Here is a 246-nt window from a genome sequence, read left to right on the forward strand (position 1 = left end):
CGCAGATCGGGCAGCTTCCCGGCCCGTCCTGCCGGATCTCGGGATGCATCGGGCAGGTCCAGATCGCGCCCTCGGGCGCTTCCGGTATGGGCGACGCTTCCCCTGCAAGATATCGCGCCGGGTCCGCCTCGAATTTCGCATTGCAGGACGCCGAGCAGAAATAGTGAGTGTGGCCCCCATGGGTCAGGCGATGTTCTGCGGTTTGCGGGTCGACCTCCATCCCGCAGACCGGGTCCGTCACAAGAT

At 65.4% G+C, this 246-nt stretch carries 1 protein-coding gene; it reads right to left on the bottom strand.

The window, feature by feature from the left end; all coding sequences use genetic code 11:
- The coding region (locus HBA93_RS22690; protein WP_353619435.1) for a YHS domain-containing protein at positions 1-241 on the bottom strand (241 nt) is incomplete at its 3' end.
- Positions 242-246: the final 5 nt, after the last annotated feature.

Source organism: Ochrobactrum sp. SFR4, assembly GCF_019730395.1.
Taxonomy (GTDB): Bacteria; Pseudomonadota; Alphaproteobacteria; order Rhizobiales; family Rhizobiaceae; genus Pseudochrobactrum.